Origin of the sequence: Enterobacter cloacae complex sp. I2 (assembly GCF_014896205.1) — a bacterium.
In the GTDB taxonomy this organism is placed as follows: domain Bacteria; phylum Pseudomonadota; class Gammaproteobacteria; order Enterobacterales; family Enterobacteriaceae; genus Enterobacter; species Enterobacter quasihormaechei.
On record NZ_JADBRA010000009.1, the window covers coordinates 23,146 to 41,143 of the forward strand.

Annotated in this window: 12 protein-coding genes; 2 read left to right on the forward strand and 10 right to left on the reverse strand. The window is 57.2% G+C overall.

The genetic code is table 11. The annotated features are described in order from the left end of the window. Positions 1 to 2: 2 nt before the first annotated feature. The 4 genes from rsmA to lptD are packed head-to-tail and all read right to left on the reverse strand — an operon-like array spanning position 3 to position 5,498. A complete protein-coding gene (gene rsmA / locus IM300_RS09515) occupies positions 3 to 824 on the reverse strand; it encodes a 16S rRNA (adenine(1518)-N(6)/adenine(1519)-N(6))-dimethyltransferase RsmA (protein ID WP_193036281.1) in 822 nt (273 codons plus the stop codon). After that, entirely contained in the window at positions 821 to 1,807 is a 987-nt protein-coding gene (pdxA, locus tag IM300_RS09520) for a 4-hydroxythreonine-4-phosphate dehydrogenase PdxA (protein ID WP_063450687.1), read from the reverse strand. The genes rsmA and pdxA overlap by 4 nt, the downstream gene beginning before the upstream one ends. Then, positions 1,807 to 3,093, reverse strand: a complete 1,287-nt coding sequence (gene surA / locus IM300_RS09525) for a peptidylprolyl isomerase SurA (protein ID WP_063867433.1) — start codon at positions 3,091 to 3,093, stop codon at positions 1,807 to 1,809. Before surA ends, pdxA begins: the two co-directional genes overlap by 1 nt. A gap of 53 nt (positions 3,094 to 3,146) precedes the next feature. After that, on the reverse strand, positions 3,147 to 5,498 hold the full coding sequence (gene lptD / locus IM300_RS09530) for an LPS assembly protein LptD (RefSeq protein WP_193036283.1): 2,352 nt from the start codon (positions 5,496 to 5,498) through the stop codon (positions 3,147 to 3,149). Positions 5,499 to 5,737: 239 nt separating this feature from the next. Here lptD and djlA point away from each other — a divergent pair, with 239 nt between their 5' ends. Then, positions 5,738 to 6,553, forward strand: a complete 816-nt coding sequence (djlA, locus tag IM300_RS09535) for a co-chaperone DjlA (RefSeq protein ID WP_193036285.1) — start codon at positions 5,738 to 5,740, stop codon at positions 6,551 to 6,553. A gap of 32 nt (positions 6,554 to 6,585) precedes the next feature. Here the strand turns inward: djlA and rluA are convergent, their stop codons facing one another. The 6 genes from rluA to araB all read right to left on the reverse strand — a co-directional run bounded on the left by rluA (position 6,586) and on the right by araB (position 16,813). Then, complete coding sequence (rluA, locus tag IM300_RS09540) at positions 6,586 to 7,245, reverse strand: bifunctional tRNA pseudouridine(32) synthase/23S rRNA pseudouridine(746) synthase RluA (RefSeq protein ID WP_193036287.1); 660 nt, start codon at positions 7,243 to 7,245, stop codon at positions 6,586 to 6,588. 12 nt (positions 7,246 to 7,257) lie between these two features. Continuing rightward, positions 7,258 to 10,164: an RNA polymerase-associated protein RapA gene (gene rapA / locus IM300_RS09545; RefSeq protein WP_193036289.1), complete on the reverse strand. Its 2,907-nt coding sequence runs from the start codon at positions 10,162 to 10,164 to the stop codon at positions 7,258 to 7,260. Between the two features lie 128 nt (positions 10,165 to 10,292). Beyond that, entirely contained in the window at positions 10,293 to 12,650 is a 2,358-nt protein-coding gene (polB, locus tag IM300_RS09550) for a DNA polymerase II (RefSeq protein ID WP_193036291.1), read from the reverse strand. 156 nt (positions 12,651 to 12,806) lie between these two features. Then, entirely contained in the window at positions 12,807 to 13,502 is a 696-nt protein-coding gene (araD, locus tag IM300_RS09555; protein WP_193036293.1) for an L-ribulose-5-phosphate 4-epimerase, read from the reverse strand. 88 nt (positions 13,503 to 13,590) lie between these two features. Then, a complete protein-coding gene (araA, locus tag IM300_RS09560; protein ID WP_063450678.1) occupies positions 13,591 to 15,093 on the reverse strand; it encodes an L-arabinose isomerase in 1,503 nt (500 codons plus the stop codon). Positions 15,094 to 15,103: 10 nt separating this feature from the next. Next, positions 15,104 to 16,813 carry a ribulokinase gene (gene araB, locus IM300_RS09565; protein WP_193036295.1) on the reverse strand — a complete coding sequence of 570 codons (1,710 nt, stop codon included), beginning with the start codon at positions 16,811 to 16,813 and terminating at the stop codon, positions 15,104 to 15,106. A 335-nt stretch (positions 16,814 to 17,148) separates the two neighbouring features. Between araB and araC the strand changes: the two genes are divergently transcribed. Further along, entirely contained in the window at positions 17,149 to 17,994 is an 846-nt protein-coding gene (araC, locus tag IM300_RS09570; RefSeq protein ID WP_028015490.1) for an arabinose operon transcriptional regulator AraC, read from the forward strand. Positions 17,995 to 17,998: the final 4 nt, after the last annotated feature.

A 17,998-nucleotide genomic window follows, 5' to 3' on the forward strand; every position in this document is an offset into this window, starting at 1 on the left:
GCTTAGCTCTCCTTCGGCGGCGCATTGTCGCTGATGTAATTAGCCAGCTTGCAGTACTGCTCAACGGAAATATTTTCCGCACGCATTGCCGGGTCGATACCCAACTCAGCTAACACGTTAACGGTAAACAGATTGCCAAGGCTGTTACGAATCGTTTTACGACGCTGGTTAAAGGCTTCAGTGGTAATACGGCTCAGCACGCGCAGGTCTTTGACCGGGTACGGCATCGTTTTATGCGGCACCAGGCGTACCACCGCAGAATCCACTTTTGGCGGCGGCGTGAACGCGGTAGGCGGTACTTCTAATACCGGGATCACGTTGCAGTAATATTGCGCCATCACGCTTAAACGACCATACGCCTTACTGTTCGGCCCTGCAACCAGACGGTTAACGACCTCTTTTTGCAGCATGAAGTGCATGTCGGCAATGGCATCAGTATAGCTAAACAGATGGAACATCAGCGGGGTGGAGATGTTGTACGGCAGGTTACCGAACACGCGCAGCGGCTGGCCCATTTTTTCTGACAGTTCGCCGAAGTTCATGGTCATCGCATCTTGCTGATAAATCGTCAGCTTCGGCCCGAGGAACGGATGCGTTTGCAGACGCGCGGCCAGATCGCGGTCAAGTTCGATAACGGTCAGTTCGTCAAGGCGTTCGCCTACCGGCTCGGTCAGCGCGGCAAGACCCGGGCCGATTTCGACCATGGCCTGGCCTTTCTGCGGATTAATGGCAGAGACGATGCTGTCGATCACGAACTGATCGTTGAGAAAGTTTTGCCCGAAGCGTTTACGGGCTAAGTGGCCCTGATGGACTCGATTAGTCATTGAGTATTAACAATCATTTTGATGGCGAGATTAAGCGCCGTAATAAAACTGCCGACATCCGCTTTTCCCTGGCCTGCCAGATCCAGCGCAGTACCGTGGTCAACGGACGTTCGAATAAAGGGTAAACCGAGTGTGATATTCACACCGCGGCCAAAGCCCTGGTATTTTAGCACGGGCAGACCCTGATCGTGGTACATCGCGAGCACGGCGTCAGCATTATCCAGGTATTTGGGCTGGAAAAGGGTGTCGGCAGGCAATGGCCCGCTGAGGTTCATCCCCTTCGCCCGCATCTCCTCAAGTACCGGAATGATGGTGTCGATCTCTTCGGTGCCCATATGTCCGCCCTCACCCGCGTGCGGATTCAGGCCACAAACCAGCACATGCGGCTGCGGAATGCCGAATTTGGTTTGCAGATCGTGATGCAAAATGCCGATGATCTCACGCAGGAGTTCAGGCGTAATGGCATCCGGAATGGCTTTGATGGGCAGGTGAGTCGTGACCAGCGCAACGCGCATTTCTTCGGTTGCCAGCATCATGACCACTTTCGGGCTGTGCGAACGCTCTTCGAAAAATTCGGTATGCCCGGTAAACGGAATGCCCGCGTCGTTGATGACCCCTTTATGCACCGGACCGGTGATCAGGGCGGCAAATTCGCCCTTCAGACATCCGTCACAGGCGCGCGCCAGCGTCTCGACAACGTAGTGGCCGTTTTCAGTGTGTAACTCACCGGGGACAACAGGTGCACGAAGCGGAACAGAGAGCAGGGTGAGGGTGCCAGCCTGCTGCGGTGCGGGCTGTTGGCCTTCAACGTAAGGGATGAGCGTTAAAGGCAGACCGAGCAAGGCTGCCCGGTCTTGTAACAGTGTTGCATCAGCGCAGACAACCAGCTCGACTGGCCAGCTGCGCTGGGCGAGCTGAACCACAAGGTCAGGCCCAATCCCGGCGGGTTCGCCGGGAGTGATCGCAACACGATGCGGCTTCATCAGTTGCTCAGGACCTTCACGTAAGCGCTGGCGCGTTGTTCCTGCATCCAGGTTGCAGCTTCTTCAGAGAACTTACGGTTGAACAGCATACGATACGCTCGGTCTTTCTGTGCCGCGTCGGTTTTATCCACGTTGCGGGTGTCCATCAGCTGGATCAGATGCCAGCCGAAGGAGGAGTGCACGGGTGCGCTCATCTGGCCTTTGTTCAGCTTCATTAACGCATCGCGGAAAGCCGGATCGTAAATATCGGCTGCCGCCCAACCCAGGTCACCGCCCTGGTTAGCAGAGCCAGGATCCTGAGAGAACTCTTTTGCCGCTTTATCAAAGGTGGTTTTACCGCTCTTGATGTCTGCCGCGATCTGTTCCAGCTTCGCACGGGCCTGATCGTCAGTCATGATCGGAGACGGTTTAAGCAGGATATGACGCGCGTGAACTTCGGTGACGGAAATGTTCTGGCTCTGACCGCGCAGATCGTTCACTTTCAGAATGTGGAAGCCCACACCGGAACGGATTGGACCGACGATGTCGCCTTTCTTCGCCGTGCTCAGCGCCTGTGCAAACAGGGATGGCAGCTCCTGAATACGCCCCCAGCCCATCTGGCCGCCTTTCAGCGCCTGCTGATCAGCAGAGTACGTGATGGCCAGCTTGCCGAAGTCATCGCCATTACGCGCCTGCTCAACGATAGCGCGCGCCTGGCTTTCTGCCTCAGCCGCCTGATCGGAGGTTGGGTTTTCCGGCAGTGGGATCAGGATGTGGCTCAGGTTAAGCTCGGTGCTGGCATCATTCTGATTACCCACCTGTTTTGCCAGAGCTTCCACTTCCTGAGGCAGGATGGTGACGCGGCGACGGACTTCATTATTACGCACTTCTGAAATCAGCATCTCTTTACGGATCTGATTACGGTAGGTGGCATAGCTGATGCCGTCATAGGCCAGGCGGCTACGCATCTGATCCGGGGTAATGTTGTTCTGCTTTGCGATGTTGGCGATCGCCTGATCGAGCTGCTCGTCAGAGATCGTCACGCCCATTTTCTGGCCCATTTGCAGGACAATCTGATCCATGATCAGACGTTCCAGGATCTGGTGGCGCAGCGTGGCGTCATCCGGAAGTTGTTGACCTGCTTCGCCCGAGTTGAGCTTTACAGATTTCATCAAACCGTCAACGTCACTTTCAAGCACGACGCCGTTGTTAACCACAGCCGCGACTTTATCGACAACCTGTGGGGCCGCGAAGCTGGTATTCGCAACCATAGCGACACCGAGTAGCAGCGTTTTCCAGTTCTTCATACTTTTTCCATTTCAATTAACCGCAAAGCGGATTACGTTGTAAATCAAGCACATTACAATGAACTACGATACGGCAGAATGTTCGAGCGCAGCATCTGCTGCGTGCCCAGACCGTAGTTAGAACTCAGGCCGCGCAACTCGATATTAAAGCCAATCACGTTATCGTATTTGCCCTGACTGTTTTGCGTATCCCAGCCGTTAAGTTTGCGTTCGTAACCGACACGTATTGCGTAACAGCAGGAGTTATATTGCAGACCTAACATCTGGTCGGCAGGTTTTTGGGCATTCGTGTCATAGTAGTAGGCCCCGACGACTGACCAGCGATCGGCGATCGGCCAGCTCGCGGCAGTACCTACCTGTGAAATACCGTCTTTGTATTGGTCCGTATTCGCATAGTTAGGCAGCGTCGCCTGGATATACTCCGGGCTGGCGTAACGATACGTCAACTGCAACATGCGGTCTTCATCACGACGATACTCAATGGCAGCGCTGCCCGTCGCGATATTGTCCAGTCGTGTATCGTACTGAACACCACCGCGCAGACCCCAACGATCCGTCATGCGCCAGTAGGTGTCGCCTGCCCATACCAGTGAGCCCGTTTTGTTGTCTTTCTCCCAGTTAATGTCGTCATCACCGGTACGAGACTCGGTGAAATAGTAGATTTGACCAACAGAAACGTTAAAACGTTCAACGGCAGCATCATCATAAACGCGCGTTGTGACGCCGGTCGTTAACTGGTTAGCAGACGCAATACGGTCAAGGCCGCCGTAGGTACGGTCACGGAACAGGCCGCTGTAGTCTGATTGCAGGAAGGACGAGTCGTAGTTTTGAATTTTGCTCTGATCGCGATAAGGCACGTAGAGATACTGCATACGTGGCTCAAGCGTCTGGGTGTATCCATCGGCGAGAAGGCCCATATCACGTTCGAAGATCAGCTTCCCGTCCATCTTGAACTGCGGAAGCGTACGGTTTACCGACTCTTCAAAATCGGTGCCATAGCGTTTGTTATACCAGTCCAGATTCTTCTGCTGGTAGTGGGTGGCCATCAACTTGGCTTCGGTGTTCAGGCTCGCCCAGTCGTTTGACCATGGCAGATTGATCGTCGGCTCGATATGCAGACGCGTTGATTCCGGCATATCCGAGTTGGTGTTGACGAAATGAACCGCCTGAGCATAAACGCGCGTGTCGAAAGGACCCACATCGTTCTGATACCAGTTTACGTCCAGCTGCGGCTCTGCACCGTAGGTACTTTTCGATTGCGTATCAAATACCTGGAACTGCTTGGTCGACACGGTGGCGTCGAAGTTCTCAATGGCGTAGCCCACGCTGAATTTCTGCGTGGCGTAACCGTCGGTACTGGACCCGTATTTAGAGTCAAAGTCGTTGAAGTAATACGGATCGCTGACCTTGGTATAGTCGATGTTGAAGCGCCATACCTGATCCAATACCCCGGCGTGCTTCCAGTAGTACATCCAACGGTGCTTATCGCCTTCGGAAGGATGCTCGTCCTGGAACACTTTATCTGATGGCAGATAATCAAATTCCATCAGACCCGCGCCCGCCTTGGTCAGATAGCGGAACTCGTTCTCCCACATGATGTTACCGCGCTTGTGGATATAGTGCGGCGTGATCGTGGCGTCCATGTTGGGCGCAATGTTCCAGTAGTACGGCAGGTAGAACTCAAAGTAGTTCGACGTGCTGTACTTGGCGTTCGGGATCAGGAAGCCCGAACGACGTTTGTCGCCCACCGGCAGTTGCAGGTAAGGACTATAGAAAATTGGCACCGGGCCAAGCTTGAAGCGGGCGTTCCAGATCTCGGCGACCTGTTCTTCACGGTCGTGGATCACTTCACTGCCCACGACGCTCCAGGTATTTGACCCAGGCAAACAGGACGTAAACGTGCCGTTTTCGAGAATGGTGTAGCGGTTTTCGCCGCGCTGCTTCATCAGGTCTGCGGTTCCGCGACCCTGACGGCCCACCATCTGGTAATCACCTTCCCAGACGTTGGTATCTTTCGTATTCAGATTGGACCAGGCTTTCGGACCTTTCAGGATGACCTGATTGTCGTCATAGTGCACATTACCCAGCGCATCCACCGTACGGACAGGCGCCTGGGCACCTTCCGGTTGCTTCTGGTGCAATTGCACTTCGTCAGCCAGCAGGCGGCTGTTTCCCTGGTTAATATCGACATTGCCCGTAAAGGTCGCGTTGTCAGGATAATTACCTTTTGCGCTGTCGGCATTAATGGTGACGGGTAAGTCATTCGTATCGCCTTTCACCAGTGGGCGATTGTAACTTGGGACGCCAAGCATACACTGCGAGGCGAGATCGGCTGCGAGCCCCTGTTGGCTATACAGGGCGGTGCCAATCATTGTGGCCAGAAGGGTGGGGATACGTTTTTTCATACGTTGTATTTTATTGTTCCGTCATCAGTGGCTACGGCTTACAAACGCTCAGAGACTATCTTACTCATCAGCGCAGTACCAGCGTTAATCCTGCCCGTTTGCGCGCCAGAGTGTTAGGCTCGCTATCGAATGACGAGTATGATAATGCAAATTATAGGCGATGTCCCTCAATTGACCGTGGCGCGACCACTGTAATGATGGCGTTGCGTCGGCCAGGAACATGACCATTCGGGGAGTATATGCAGTATTGGGGTAAAATAATCGGCGTTGCGTTCGCAATTATTATGGGTGCCGGATTCTGGGGCGTCATTCTTGGCCTCATTATCGGCCATATGTTTGATAAGGCACGCAGCCGCAAAATGGCCTGGTTTGCCAACCAGCGCGAGCGCCAGTCACTCTTTTTCTCCACCACCTTTGAGGTGATGGGGCATTTAACCAAATCAAAAGGGCGCGTAACGGAAGCCGATATTCAGGTCGCCAGCGTCTTTATGGACCGCATGAATCTGCACGGCGAATCACGCATCGCGGCGCAGAATGCGTTCCGGATTGGTAAATCAGATAACTACCCGCTGCGAGAAAAAATGCGGCAGTTCCGTAGCATCTGTTTCGGGCGCTTTGATTTAATTCGGATGTTTCTGGAAATTCAAATCCAGGCCGCTTTCGCGGATGGCTCTCTGCATCCGAATGAACGGGACGTCTTATACGTAATTGCCGAAGAGCTGGGCATTTCCCGCATGCAGTTCGACCAGTTCCTGCGCATGATGCAGGGCGGTGCGCACTTTGGCGGCGGTTATCAGCAGCAATCGTCCGGCGGCGGCTGGCAGCAGGCGCAGCGTGGCCCTACGCTTGAAGATGCCTGTAACGTCCTCGGCGTGAAGCCGTCTGACGATGTTACGACCATCAAACGCGCGTATCGTAAGCTGATGAGCGAGCACCATCCGGATAAGCTGGTGGCGAAAGGCCTGCCGCCAGAGATGATGGAGATGGCGAAACAGAAAGCGCAGGAAATCCAGAAAGCCTACGAGCTGATTAAAGAGCAGAAAGGTTTTAAATAAAAAAAGGCCCGACACAGCGTCGGGCCTTTTTTTCAGAAGTCCACCGGGGCTTTAAACGTCATGGTGTTGCCGAAAGCAGGGTGGGTGATGGTGAGCGTCTGCGCATGCAGTTGCAGGCGCGGCGCTAACGCCAGCGCTTCCGGCGGCGCATAAAATCTGTCTCCCAGAATGGGGTGACCCATCGCCAGCATATGCACGCGCAGCTGGTGGGAGCGCCCGGTAATCGGCTTCAGCAGGACGCGCGCGGTGTTATCCGGCGCGTACTCCAGCACTTCATACTCGGTTTGCGCGGCCTTGCCGGTTTCATAACACACCTTCTGCTTTGGCCGGTTCGGCCAGTCGCAAATCAGCGGTAAATCCACCAGCCCTTCCGCCTGCGCCGGATGGCCCCACACGCGGGCGACATACTGCTTCTTCGGCTCGCGCTCGCGGAACTGACGCTTAAGCTCGCGCTCCGCGGGTTTATTCAGCGCCACCACAATCACGCCGCTGGTGGCCATATCCAGACGATGGACAGACTCGGCCTGCGGATAATCGCGCTGAATGCGCGTCATCACGCTGTCCTTGTGCTCATCCAGACGGCCCGGCACGGACAACAAGCCGCTTGGCTTGTTGACCACCATAATGTGCTCATCCTGATACAGAACGACCAGCCACGGTTCCATCGGGGGATTGTAGGGCTCCATTACCATCTTGCGCTCCGCTTACTGGTGCGTCACAACGATAAGACGCAGGGCGTCGAGACGCCATCCCGCCTGATTCAGGCTTTCCAGCACCTGCTGACGGTTGCTCTCAATCGCGGCCAGTTCATCGTCACGAATGTTCGGGTTCACCGCTTTCAACGCTTCCAGACGCGACAGTTCAGCTGACAGCTTCTCGTCAGCTTCGCTGCGGGCCACATCGATCAGCTCTCTGGCCGCTTTTTCGGCCTGGGCTTCACCCAGTTGCAGGATGGCATGCACGTCCTGCTGCACCGCATTCACCAGCTTGCTGCCGGTATGGCGGTTGACCGCGCTCAGCTGGCGGTTGAAGCTTTCAAACTCCACCTGGCCGGCCAGGTTCGTACCGTTTTTATCCAGCAGCAGACGCACCGGCGTTGGCGGCAGGAAGCGGTTAAGCTGAAGCTGTTTCGGCGCCTGCGCTTCCACAACGTAGATCAGCTCCACCAGCAGCGTGCCCACGGGCAACGCTTTGTTCTTCAACAGGGAGATGGTGCTGCTGCCGGTATCGCCGGAGAGGATCAGATCCAGACCGTTGCGGATCAGCGGGTGCTCCCAGGTGATGAACTGTGCGTCTTCGCGGGACAGCGCCACATCACGCTCAAAGGTGATGGTGCAGCCATCTTCCGGCAGGCCCGGGAAATCCGGCACCAGCATATGATCGGACGGGGTCAGCACGATCATGTTCTCGCCGCGATCGTCCTGGTTAATACCGACGATGTCGAACAGGTTCATGGAGAAGCTGATCAGGCTGGTGTCGTCGTCCTGTTCTTCAATACTTTCGGCAAGCTGCTGCGCTTTTTCACCGCCGTTGGAGTGGATCTCCAGCAGGCGGTCGCGCCCCTGCTCCAGCTGGGCTTTCAGCGCGTCGTGCTTCTCGCGGCAGGATTTGATCAGCTCATCAAAGCCGTCGGTATTTTCCGGCGCCGCGAGATAACCGATCAGATCGCTATGCACCTGGTCATAAATGGTGCGGCCCGTCGGGCAGGTATGTTCAAACGCATCCAGCCCTTCGTGATACCAGCGAACCAGAACGGACTGAGCGGTTTTCTCCAGATACGGAACGTGGATCTGAATGTCGTGCGCCTGACCGATACGATCCAGACGGCCGATACGCTGCTCCAGCAGATCCGGGTTAAACGGCAGATCAAACATCACCAGATTGCTGGCAAACTGGAAGTTACGGCCTTCAGAACCGATTTCGGAGCACAGCAGAACCTGTGCGCCGCTGTCCTCTTCACCAAACCAGGCCGCAGCGCGGTCGCGCTCAACAATGGACATGCCTTCGTGGAACACGGCGGCGCGAATACCTTCGCGCTCGCGCAGAACCTGTTCCAGCTGAAGCGCGGTGGCGGCTTTGGCGCAGATCACCAGCACCTTCTGGGAACGGTGCGCGGTCAGGTAGCCCATCAGCCACTCCACGCGCGGATCGAAGTTCCACCAGGTGCCGGTGTCGCCTTCAAATTCCTGATAAATCTGCTCCGGGTAGAGCATGTCGCGCGCGCGATCTTCCGCCGATTTACGGGTGCCCATGATGCCGGAGACTTTAATCGCGGTCTGATACTGGGTTGGCAGCGGCAGCTTGATGGTGTGCAGCTCGCGTTTCGGGAACCCCTTCACGCCGTTACGGGTGTTGCGGAACAGCACGCGGCTGGTGCCGTGACGGTCCATCAGCATGTCGATCAGCTCTTTACGCGCGGATCCGGCATTATCGCTGTCGCTGTTCGCGGCCTGAAGCAGCGGCTCGATATCCTGCTCGCCAATCAGATCGCTCAGGGTGTTGAGTTCATCATTAGAGAGACGATTACCTGCCAGCAGCAGCGCGACGGCATCCGCTACCGGACGGTAGTTTTTCTGCTCTTCAACAAACTGCTCGAAATCGTGGAAACGGTTTGGGTCGAGCAGGCGCAGACGGGCGAAGTGGCTCTCAAGACCCAGCTGCTCCGGCGTTGCGGTCAGGAGCAGAACCCCCGGTACGCGCTCCGCAAGCTGCTCGATCGCCATGTATTCGCGGCTTGGCGCATCTTCGCTCCAGACGAGGTGGTGGGCTTCGTCGACGACCATCAGATCCCATTCAGCGTCGCACAGATGCTCCAGGCGCTGCTTGCTGCGGCGCACGAAGTCCAGGGAGCAAATCACCAGCTGTTCGGTTTCAAACGGGTTATCCGCGTCGTGCTGGGCTTCGGCATAACGCTCGTCGTCGAACAGGGAGAAGCGCAGGTTAAAGCGGCGCAGCATCTCGACCAGCCACTGGTGTTGCAGCGTTTCCGGCACCACAATCAGCACGCGCTCGGCAGCGCCAGAGAGCAGCTGCTGGTGCAGGATCATGCCGGCTTCGATGGTTTTACCCAGGCCCACTTCGTCAGCCAGCAGCACGCGAGGCGCATGGCGACGGCCCACGTCATGGGCGATGTTCAGCTGATGGGGGATCAGGCTGGTACGCTGACCGCGCAGGCCGCTCCACGGCATGCGGTACTGTTCACTCTGGAACTTACGCGCGCGGTAGCGCAGGGAGAAGCGATCCATTCGGTCGATTTGCCCGGCAAACAGACGGTCCTGCGGCTTGCTGAACACCAGTTTGCTGTCGAGCAGCACTTCACGCAGGATGACGTTCGTCTCGTCGGTATCAAGGCGCGTTCCGATGTAGGCGAGCAGTCCATTCTCTTCTTTTACGTCTTCAACCTTTAGCTGCCAGCCGTCATGGCTGGTCACGGTATCACCCGGATTGAACATTACGCGGGTAACAGGGGAGTCATTGCGAGCGTACAGGCGGTTTTCACCGGTAGCAGGGAAAAGGAGGGTAACCATGCGCGCATCGACGGCAACGACGGTTCCTAATCCAAGTTCGCTTTCTGTATCGCTGATCCAGCGTTGACCAAGTGTAAAAGGCATAGTTGTTCGGCTCTAATCTTTAATTGCAGGCAATAGTTCGACCCCCGTCAAAAAAGACGGTCATCGAAAAATGGGTCCGGGAATGGAAAGGGCGCTATGGTACTGGATGGCAACGGTTTCGTCACGCGTCAAAATAGCCCAAGTTGTCCTGTCACTAGTGTAGCAAAGTCGTCGTCGATGAACGGTAAAATTCCCTCCGCAACCGGCTGAAGCTGGCGGGTGAGGTAGTGATCGTAATCGAGAGGCGACTGTTGATAATCAACGGGTTCCGGTCCGTTCGTCGTCCAGACGTATTTTATCGTCCCCCGGTTCTGATACTGCGGTGCGCGTCCCCGACGAACGTTCTCTTCGTCCGCCAGCCGCGCCGCGCGCACGTGAGGGGGAACGTTACGCTGATACTCTGCCAGCGGGCGGCGCAGGCGTTTGCGATACACCAGCTGGTCATCCAGTTCACCCGCCATCAGGCTGGCGATGGTGTCGCGCACGTAATCCTGATAAGGCTCGTTGCGAAATATTCGCAGGTAGAGCGTCTGCTGGAACTGCTGTGCCAGCGGCGTCCAGTCAGTGCGCACCGTCTCCAGCCCCTTAAACACCATCCGTTGCGCTTCACCTTCCTGAATCAGCCCGGCGTAGCGCTTCTTGCTGCCCTGGTCGGTTCCGCGAATGGTAGGCATTAAAAAGCGGGTGAAATGGGTTTCAAACTCCAGCTCTAACGCGCTGGTTAACCGCTCTTTTTGCAAACTTTCGCGCCACCAGTCGTTCACAAAGGCGACCAGATCTTTGCCGATTTGCGCGGCGTCGTCTTCCGAATGGGCGGCTTTCAGCCAGACAAAGGTGGAGTCGGTATCGCCATAAATGACGTCATAGCCCCGGGATTCAATCAGCGCTTTGGTCTGGCGCATAATCTCGTGCCCGCGCATGGTGATGGACGACGCCAGACGCGGATCAAAGAAGCGGCAGGCGCTGGTACCCAGCACGCCGTAAAAGGCGTTCATAATGATTTTCAGCGCCTGCGAGAGCGGTTTGTTGCCGTGGCGTTTCGCCTCGTCGCGGCCGTGCCAGATGTTTCCCACGATTTCCGGCAGGCAGTGTTTTTCGCGCGAGAAGCGTGCCCCAAGAAAACCTTCGGTGCTGTGTTCATCATCTGGCTGCGCCATTCCCTCCACCAGCCCTACCGGGTCAATGAGGAAGGTGCGGATAATCGACGGGTACAGGCTTTTATAGTCCAGCACCAGAACCGAGTCATACAGCCCGGGCCGAGAATCCATTACGTAGCCGCCGGGGCTGGCCTGCGGCGGCACGTCGCCAAGGTTGGGTGCGACATAGCCCGCGCGGTGCATTCGTGGAAAATAGAGGTGGCTAAAGGCCGCTACCGAGCCGCCGTGCCTGTCGACTGCCAGGCCGTTCACCGTCGCGCGCTCAAGCAGAAAAGGCATAATTTCAGTTTTGTGGAAAATCTGCGTCACCAGCTCGCAGTCTTTCAGGTTATAGGTGGCGAGCGCCGGCTTATCCTGGTTAAAGCGCCGGTCAATCTCGTCCATTCTGTCCCAGGGATTGTCGATGGATTTCCCTTCGCCGAGCAGCTCCCGGGCGACCGCTTCGAGGGAGAATGACGAGAAGTTCCAGAAGGCGGATTTCAGCGCCTCGATGCCGTCGAGAATCAGGCGACCATTGGCCTGGGCAAAGAAAACGCCGTTCTTGAAACCGTGCTCACGCCACTCCAGCTCGCTGTTGCCGCGTCCCAGTATTAAGGGAATGCGGTAACGTTCGGCATGTTTTTGCAGCACGCGCAGGTCAAACTGGACGACGTTCCAGCCTATCAGCACGTCCGGATCGTGCTCGGCAAACCACTGGTTAAGTTTCTCCAGCAGCTGCGGGCGACTGCTGACGTACTCAAGCTGAAAATCCAGCGCGGATGCATCGCCGTTCGGTGGCCCGAGCATATAGACAACCCGCTGTCCGCAGCCTTCCAGGCCAATGCAGTACAGTTCGCCGTGACGGGTGGTTTCGATGTCCAGCGAGACCCACTTGAGCGGCGGGCGATAATTCGGGTTAGGCTTGAGGCGCGCGTTCACGAGACTGCCATTCTGTTCCGCACCATCCACCCAGACGGGCGCGGTAATAAACCGCTCCATCAGAAAACGTTCCGGCGGGCGAATGTCCGCTTCGTAGAGCGTTACGCCCGCTTCGCGCAGCAGCTTTTCGTAGCGCATCAGCTGGCGATGGGCGCGGCAGTAAAGGCCATACACCGGCTGACGGTGGAAATCTTTTAGCTCAAGAGGCGTGAGGCGCCAGCCGTTTTCACCGCGCAGCAGCTGCTTTACCTTCTCGACGTGGCCTTCAGGGATAAACGCCACGGACTCCTGAGGCGGCAGGGTAACGTGCAGCGGGCCGTTATCCGTCGCCAGCCAGAACGCAACCTCGGTGCCCTGAGGGGTATCCCGCCAGTGTCGGGTCAGTAAAAAGCCTTCTTGCGCCTGTGCCACGCTGCGATCCCACAAAACAAAACCAGGCCTGATTATAGCCTGGTTGAGGGGTGTTTGCTGGGGTTTTATACAGTATCTGTTTTGCCGGATGGCGCTGCGCTTATCCGGCCTACAGGATCCGTAGGCCCGGTAAGCGCAGCGCCACCGGGCAATGATTTACTGCCCGTAGTACGCCTTCGCGCCGTGCTTGCGCAGATAATGCTTATCCAGCAGGGTTTGCTGCATATCCGGCAGTTGCGGCGCCAGCTGGCGGCAGAAGATCCCCATGTAGGCGACTTCCTCCAGTACGATCGCGTTATGCACCGCGTCTTCCGCATTTTTCCCCCAGGCAAACGGACCGTGGGAGTGCACCAGTACGCCGGGCATTTGCGCCGCATCGATCCCTTGTTTTTCAAAGGTTTCGACAATCACGTTCCCGGTTTCCCATTCGTACTCACCGTTGATCTCCGCATCGGTCATCAGACGCGTGCAGGGAATGGTGCCGTAAAAGTAGTCTGCGTGGGTGGTGCCGGTGGCCGGAATGGACTGGCCCGCCTGCGCCCAGATGGTCGCGTGACGCGAATGGGTATGCACGATGCCGCCGATGGTCGGGAAGGACTGATACAGCAGGCGATGAGTCGGCGTATCGGATGAGGGCTTTTTGTTGCCTTCGACCACTTCACCCGTTTCGATGCTGACCACGACCATATCCTCTGCGGTCATCAGCGCGTAATCCACGCCCGAAGGCTTGATCACGAATACCCCTTTTTCCCGGTCAACGGCGCTGACGTTGCCCCAGGTCAGGGTCACCAGGTTATGTTTTGGCAGCGCCAGGTTAGCTTCAAGTACCTGACGTTTGAGATCTTCTAACATGGTTGTCTCCAGTGCCGGATGGCGCTTCGCTTATCCGGCCTACAGGATCGTAGGCCCGGTAAACGCAGTGCCAACGGGCATTGCGTACTTAGCGTTTTGAACCGTAATAGACTTCGTTCCAGCGCAGCGCGTCTTTAAAGGCTGGCAGACGGGTGTCGTTATCAATCACGGTCAGCTCGATGTCGTGCAGCTCGGCAAACTGACGCATATCGTTCAGGTCAAGCGCATGGCTGAAGACGGTGTGGTGCGCGCCACCCGCCAGGATCCACGCCTCTGACGCGGTTGGCAGGTCCGGCTGCGCTTTCCACAAGGCATTGGCGACCGGCAGCTTCGGCAGAGAATGCGGGGTTTCAACCGCATCGACGCAGTTCACCAGCAGGCGGAAGCGGTCGCCGAGGTCGATCAGGCTGGCGTTGATGGCCGGGCCGGTACGGGTGTTGAAGATAAGACGGGCCGGATCCGCTTTGCCGCCAATGCCGAGGTACTGCACGTCAAGGATCGGTTTCTCTTCAACCGCGATGGAGGGACAGACTTCCAGCATGTGCGAGCCGAGCACCAGATCGTTGCCGTTCTCGAAGTGGTAGGTGTAGTCCTCCATAAAGGAGGTGCCGCCCTGTAGACCGGTCGACATCACCTTCATGATGCGAAGCAGAGCGGCAGTTTTCCAGTCGCCTTCGCCCGCAAAGCCGTAGCCCTGCTGCATCAGACGTTGTACTGCCAGACCCGGCAGCTGTTTCAGGCCGTGCAGGTCTTCAAATGTAGTGGTAAAGGCGTGGAAGCCGCCCTGTTCCAGAAAACGCTTCATGCCCAGCTCAATGCGTGCGGCATCCAGCACGTTCTGGCGCTTGTCGCCGTTAACTTGCGCCGCAGGCGTCAGGCGGTAGCTGCTTTCATATTCATCTACCAGCGCGTTAACATCACCCTCGCTGATGTCATTCACTACCTGCACCAGGTCGCCCACCGCCCAGGTGTTGACGGAGAAACCAAACTTGATCTGCGCGGCCACTTTGTCACCGTCGGTGACCGCCACTTCGCGCATGTTGTCGCCAAAACGCACCACCTTCAGGTGACGGGTGTCCTGCTTAGAGACCGCCTGACGCATCCAGGAGCCAATGCGTTGTTGTGCCTGGCCGTCCTGCCAGTGGCCGGTTACCACGGCATGCTGCTGGCGCATGCGCGCGCCGATGAAGCCGAACTCGCGGCCGCCGTGCGCGGTCTGGTTCAGGTTCATGAAGTCCATGTCGATGCTGTCCCACGGCAGGGAGGCATTGAACTGAGTGTGGAATTGCAGCAGCGGTTTGTTGAGAATTGCCAGGCCGTTGATCCACATTTTGGCCGGTGAGAAGGTGTGCAGCCACACCACCAGGCCGGCGCATTTGTCGTCGTAGTTGGCATCACGGCAGATGTTGGTGATTTCGTCCGGCGTCGTACCCAGGGGCTTCAGCACCAGTTTGCACGGCAGTTTGGCTTCCGCGTTCAGGGCATTCACAACGTGCTCCGCATGTTTCGTCACCTGCTGCAACGCTTCCGGCCCGTACAAATGCTGGCTGCCAATCACAAACCACACTTCATAATTATTAAAAATGGTCATTATCGTGTCCTTAATGTGTCAGGGTTGCCGTAGTGTCCGCGGTACTTTTGGCCGGGGCGGCGACAGGGAGATAGTGAAGTTCGGCGCTTTTTGCCCATTGCTGGTAGCGCTGATAAAGCTGTTCAAAGCGTTGTGCCTGCTGAGGCTGCGGCTGGAGCGTACTTTCGACGGCGCTCGCCATATGCTGTTGCGCGGTCGGGATATCCGCATGCACGCCTGCGGCCACGGCAGCGAAAATCGCGGCGCCCAGCGCACAGCACTGATCGGAGGCCACTATTTGCAGCGGACGGTTCAGCACGTCGCAGCAGGCCTGCATAATTACCGGGTTTTTACGGGCGATACCGCCCAGCGCCATCACGTTGTTCACGTCGATGCCCTGTTCGGTGAAGCACTCCATAATGGCGCGCGCGCCGAACGCGGTGGCAGCAATCAGGCCGCCGAACAGCGCGGGCGCGTCGGTCGCCAGGTTGAGATCGGTAATCACCCCTTTCAGGCGCTGGTTCGCGAACGGCGTGCGGCGACCGTTGAACCAGTCCAGCACCACCGGAAGGTGATCGAGAGACAGATTTTTTGCCCAGGCTTCAGTGAGCTGCGGCAGGAGCTGTTTTTTGCTCGCGATAATCTGTGTTTTCAGCTCAGGATGCGCGGCAGCCAGCTGATCCAGCGGCCAGCCGAGCACGCGGCCAAACCAGGCGTAGATATCGCCAAACGCGGACTGACCCGCTTCAAGGCCGATAAAGTCCGGCACCACGCTGCCGTCAACCTGGCCGCAGATGCCTTTTACCGCGCGGTCTCCGACGCTGGCCTTATCTGCCGTCAGAATGTCGCAGGTGGAGGTGCCAATCACTTTCACCAGCGTGTTAGGCTGCGCACCCGCGCCCACGGCGCCCATGTGGCAGTCGAACGCGCCGCCGGAAATGGTCACGTTTTGCGGCAGGCCGAGACGCGTCGCCCACTCTTCGCAGAGCGTGCCGACCGGAATATCGGCGGTGAAGGTGTCGGTAAAGAGCGGGTATGTCAGGTTTTTGTTGATGATCGGGTCAAGCTCATCGAAGAACGCTGCCGGAGGAAGACCGCCCCAGCCTTCATGCCACAGGGATTTATGTCCGGCGCTACAGCGTCCGCGGCGGATATCCTGCGGGCGAGTGGTGCCGGAGAGCAGGGCGGGCACCCAGTCGCACAGCTCAATCCATGATGCCGCGGCCTGGGCGACCGAAGCGTCCGCGCGGGTAACGTGCAGGATTTTGGCCCAGAACCACTCGCTGGAGTAAATCCCGCCGATATAGCGTGAGTAGTCGGTCTTGCCTGGCTGATGGCATAAGCGGGTGATGGCTTCCGCCTCTTCCACGGCGGTATGGTCTTTCCACAGCACAAACATGGCGTTCGGGTTGTCGGCAAACTCCGGGCGCAGCGCCAGTACGCGGCCTTCGGCATCGACAGGGGCAGGCGTTGAGCCGGTGCTGTCCACGCCAATCCCCACGACGTCGGCCCGCTGGGCGTCCGACAGTTCAGCCAGCACGGTTTTGATCGCCGCTTCCATCGATTCAATGTAATCGCGCGGGTGGTGACGGAACTGGTTGTTTGGCGCGTCGCAGTAGCGCCCCTCTTGCCAGCGCGGATACCACTCAACGCTGGTTGCTATCTCCTGGCCAGTCGTACAGTCCACTGCCAGCGCGCGAACCGAGTCGCTGCCAAAATCGAGGCCAATTGCAATTGCCATGGTGTTGCTCCATCCGAAACAGGTATGGAAGAACATTAGAGACTGGGGACAAAAATCGTCAGGCAGGATCCGCTAATCTTATGGACTAAATTGCTGTAGCAACGGAAAGTGTGACGCCGTGCAAATATTCAATGTGGACATTTCTGCCGCACTTATAGACACTTTTGTTACTGCTTCTCTGCCCGTGTCGGCAGAAAAATCAGGGGAAAAGGCTGAAACATGGCGGACGTAAAAGAGGCGTGATGCTTTTTGGATCTTTTCGCGGGCCATTTTTATACTGCTTTTAACGATATGGACAAATGGTTTCCTTCAGGACCCTTTGGAGAACTGAATCTATGGCCGAACCGCAAAACGATCCCCTGCTGCCGGGATACTCATTTAACGCCCATCTGGTGGCGGGGCTGACGCCAATTGAGGCCGAGGGGTATCTCGATTTTTACGTCGACCGACCGCTCGGCATGAAAGGGTATATTCTGAACCTGACCGTACGCGGGGAAGGGGTGATCAAAAACGGCGATCGGCAGTTTGTTTGCCGCCCGGGCGATATGCTGCTGTTCCCGCCGGGGGAGATCCACCACTACGGGCGTCACCCGGATGCCAAAGAGTGGTATCACCAGTGGGTCTATTTCCGCCCGCGCGCCTACTGGCAGGAGTGGCTCTCATGGCCGGCTATTTTCGCGCAAACCGGTTTTTATCGGCCGGATGAGGCGCATCTGGCGCAGTTTCGTGAACTGTTCGCACAAATTATTGAGGCGGGGCAGGCGGGAGGGCGCTATGCCGAGCTGCTGGCGATCAACCTGCTTGAGCAGGTGCTGCTGCGCCGCATGGAGGCGATCAACGAATCGCTTAACCCGCCGCTGGACAACCGTGTCCGTGATGCCTGTCAGTACATCAGCGACCATCTGGCCGACAGCCAGTTTGATATCGCCAGCGTTGCCCAGCACGTCTGTCTGTCACCGTCACGGCTCTCACATCTGTTCCGCCAGCAGCTTGGCGTGAGCGTGCTCAGCTGGCGTGAGGATCAGCGCATCAGCCAGGCGAAACTGCTGCTCAGCACCACCCGAATGCCTATCGCCACCGTCGGACGCAACGTGGGCTTTGAAGATCAGCTCTATTTCTCTCGCGTGTTTAAGAAGTGCACCGGCGCCAGCCCCAGTGAATTTCGCGCGGGATGTGAATAATCGG

Coding starts and splice junctions, on each gene's coding strand:
- rsmA (WP_193036281.1), bottom strand. CDS start 824: ATGACTAATCGAGTCCATCAGGGCCACTTAGCCCGTAAACGCTTCGGG.
- pdxA (WP_063450687.1), bottom strand. CDS start 1,807: ATGAAGCCGCATCGTGTTGCGATCACTCCCGGCGAACCCGCCGGGATT.
- surA (WP_063867433.1), bottom strand. CDS start 3,093: ATGAAGAACTGGAAAACGCTGCTACTCGGTGTCGCTATGGTTGCGAAT.
- lptD (WP_193036283.1), bottom strand. CDS start 5,498: ATGAAAAAACGTATCCCCACCCTTCTGGCCACAATGATTGGCACCGCC.
- djlA (WP_193036285.1), top strand. CDS start 5,738: ATGCAGTATTGGGGTAAAATAATCGGCGTTGCGTTCGCAATTATTATG.
- rluA (WP_193036287.1), bottom strand. CDS start 7,245: ATGGTAATGGAGCCCTACAATCCCCCGATGGAACCGTGGCTGGTCGTT.
- rapA (WP_193036289.1), bottom strand. CDS start 10,164: ATGCCTTTTACACTTGGTCAACGCTGGATCAGCGATACAGAAAGCGAA.
- araD (WP_193036293.1), bottom strand. CDS start 13,502: ATGTTAGAAGATCTCAAACGTCAGGTACTTGAAGCTAACCTGGCGCTG.
- araA (WP_063450678.1), bottom strand. CDS start 15,093: ATGACCATTTTTAATAATTATGAAGTGTGGTTTGTGATTGGCAGCCAG.
- araB (WP_193036295.1), bottom strand. CDS start 16,813: ATGGCAATTGCAATTGGCCTCGATTTTGGCAGCGACTCGGTTCGCGCG.
- araC (WP_028015490.1), top strand. CDS start 17,149: ATGGCCGAACCGCAAAACGATCCCCTGCTGCCGGGATACTCATTTAAC.